Source organism: Arcicella sp. GW458-12-2-14-TSB2 (genome assembly GCF_059423785.1).
Window position 1 is genome coordinate 1 of sequence record NZ_JBWKYN010000312.1, and the last position, 2,848, is coordinate 2,848.

The 2,848-nt window shown below is 35.9% G+C and carries 3 protein-coding genes; all 3 read right to left on the reverse strand.

Annotated elements, in window-relative coordinates; genetic code table 11:
• Window positions 1–103: 103 nt before the first annotated feature.
• Window positions 104–871 carry a hypothetical protein gene (locus AC07XN_RS23985; RefSeq protein WP_494744886.1) on the reverse strand — a complete coding sequence of 256 codons (768 nt, stop codon included), beginning with the start codon at window positions 869–871 and terminating at the stop codon, window positions 104–106.
• Between the two features lie 127 nt (window positions 872–998).
• Window positions 999–2,096, reverse strand: coding sequence for an AMP-binding protein (locus AC07XN_RS23990; protein WP_494744887.1), 1,098 nt, complete (start codon window positions 2,094–2,096; stop codon window positions 999–1,001).
• A 38-nt stretch (window positions 2,097–2,134) separates the two neighbouring features.
• On the reverse strand, window positions 2,135–2,629 hold the full coding sequence (locus AC07XN_RS23995) for a QcrA and Rieske domain-containing protein (RefSeq protein WP_309922738.1): 495 nt from the start codon (window positions 2,627–2,629) through the stop codon (window positions 2,135–2,137).
• Between the last annotated feature and the right edge of the window lie 219 nt (window positions 2,630–2,848).

Consider the following 2,848-nt stretch of genomic DNA (forward strand, 5'->3'; position numbering starts at 1 on the left):
ACTTAAGTCACCCGCTAATAGTAATGAGTATATAATAGGCTGTTTGTCAGTTGTTTAATTCTAGTTGACAAACTTCTCAAAGCTCAAAACTCATCACTCACACCTACAAATACTCCTCAAACCTTTCATATAAATTTATAATATAAGCTTTGTTACCATTAGGATTTTTTAAGCTCTTTGTAAATTCATACCAGAAACCATCACCAATCGAAAGAAATTTTCCTGCCGTTTTAGGTTCCGCTTTACTTGCCTTATCAGTAATAAAATCACCAATAAAAATATGTTGTAGCAAATCGCTAGCTTCTTCCCACGAAATCTTTTTATGATCTATCACGTCCGCAACGCTTGTTGACGCCTCTACGGTTCTGTTGGTATAATGTAAATTCAATTCAAAAGTCGAAGTGCTTTTATCTTTTTCTATCTTTTTAAATATCAATTTAAAAGGCGCCTCTTTGCCATAGGTTTCATATACCGCCTGCGTAAGCTCTTGTAATAAATATTCCCAAGCATCGTGATTAATAAGATTGCCCTTTGCTTTTTGATTAATCGTAATTTCTAGAAAATTCTGTTCTTCCTCCAACGCCTTCGTGTTGAATTTTTCAGGAGTTTTGCTCAGGAGGTTTAAGATAGGTGCTTCCCATGCTTTCGACAACTCGCCAGCCCATGCCAAATCTTCATTACCTGTAAATCCTTCTTCCAAAATCTCCTCGTCGCTCAATTCGTCTCGATAAGTATAGGCAATTTCAAATTTGGTATCAATAAAGTTTTCCTTGAAATCTAAAGTCAGGAGAATTTGATGAGAGAAAGGAGGAGGCAAAATATCTGCCGTCTCGAATTTGATTTCTAATTGTGATAATTTATCTACTTTCATGCTTTTTATTAAGTAATTGAGTGATTTAATGAATGAGTGTTTTAGCGATTAATATATTTAAAATGAATACATTAGCCTTTTTGTTAGGTCGTTTAATGTTACCTCATTACTTAAACCTCAATGTTTTTTACAAATTTAATCTTTTTATGGTGGCTTTTTTATCAATTTTTCCAGTGGGTGTTTCCGAAAAACTAAAAATCGTAAAAATGTTTTTAGGAACCTGATAAGTATCTAAATCATTTTTTACTTTTTCAAGCAATGTCCGTTTTATGTCGTCGCTCAGCTTGTCAGTTTCAACGACTAAAATTAACTTTTGTCCAAGTCTATCATCAGGAATACCAAAAGCAAAAAATCGGTTGATAGGCAAGGGCTTTAAATAAGGCTCAAAGATATTTTCTACTTTTTCTAATTGAATTTTTACGCCACCGCTATTAATAATATTATCATATCTGCCCGTCAGTTTAAACTGATTATCGGGTAAGATTTCCACTAAATCATTGGTTTGTATCAACTCAAAATTAGTAGCCGCCGCCACGATGTTTAAACAGCTTCGTTCGTCGATACCAATCTTTACACCTTCTAATACACAAAAATGTTCGTTGCTATTGCTTCCATTTAGTTTTTTAATGGCAATGTGCGATACCGTCTCCGTCATGCCATAGGTACTATACACAGGAACTGATAATTGTTGAATTTGTTCCGCCAGTTGATTATTGGTGGCAGCTCCGCCCACGATGATAGCCTTCATCTTGTTCAATGTATCTATTTGTGCTTGGTGTTGGCTCTCCAAGATGCTTTGTAATTGCAGGGGCACAAAAGCGGCAAAATCAATAGCCTCGTTTGAGACAGCTCCAAGGGGATTATTACTAGGTGGAACAATAATCAGTTTTAAACCTAATACCATGCCTCGCACCAACATCATCGTGCCTGCAATATAATCTACATTAAGACAAACTAGCGCTACATCACCTTTGGTTAAACCAAAAGTTTTTCCAGTAAGCACGGCACTCGCCTCCATTTGTGCTCTGGTAAGGGTAATGGGCTTGGGTTCACCTGTTGAGCCAGACGTCTTTAATATAAATGTCTGTTCTTGGCTCAACCATTTTTTACAAAACGCTATTACTTTTTCGTCATACTCCGAATCTGGATTCGGTAAATGATTATAATTATCAATGATCATGGGATAGAAAAACAGAAACACTCCTAAAAACGCTAAAGATAGCATTTTTGAGGAGTGTTTTAAGTAAAAACACAATCGATTTTCTAAGAAACCTTTATTGTGTTTTTGGTACTATCAAAAACGGCGGCGAATTGTGTTAGTGGACTGACGGCTGGCCCATTGAGTACTTTTCCTGTCAAATCAAAGTTTGATCCATGATTTGGACAATTAAAACGGTTGTTATCTGGTTCAAAACTTATAGTCGTTCCTTCATGCGTACATGCCTTAGCTACAGCAATATACGTGCCAGTTTTCGTACGTGCTACAATTACATCACCGCTCACTATCGCTTTTCCATTGGTCTTTAAATCAGCAAAGCTTGCACTAGATAAATCTATCGTAAAATCGATTGTTCCATTGGCTTTTAAGTTGTTGCCTGTTATGCCGGTAGTCGTTCCTCCGCCATTGTTCCCTCCAGTATTGCCACCGGTATTAGCAGGGGTGGGTGTCGAATCGTTTTTACAACTTGTCATACAATTTTGTAAAATTATCGCCCCAACACTCACTCCGACGAGCGATAAAAATTCTTTACGTTCCATAAGATGATGATTTTAAAAGTAAATTGAGTAAGATTTAGTTTATTGCCTATACGCCAAAAACTTTGGCATAGTTGCGTTGGTTATATTAATTAACATAGAGCATGATTTAGAAAAATCGTCCATTAGTGTTCAGTATTAGGCCTAATATGTCTTTATTTTGTAGGAAAAATGTCTTTTTGACAATCGTTTTTGTAAAACATTTAATTGTTTAATCTGTAT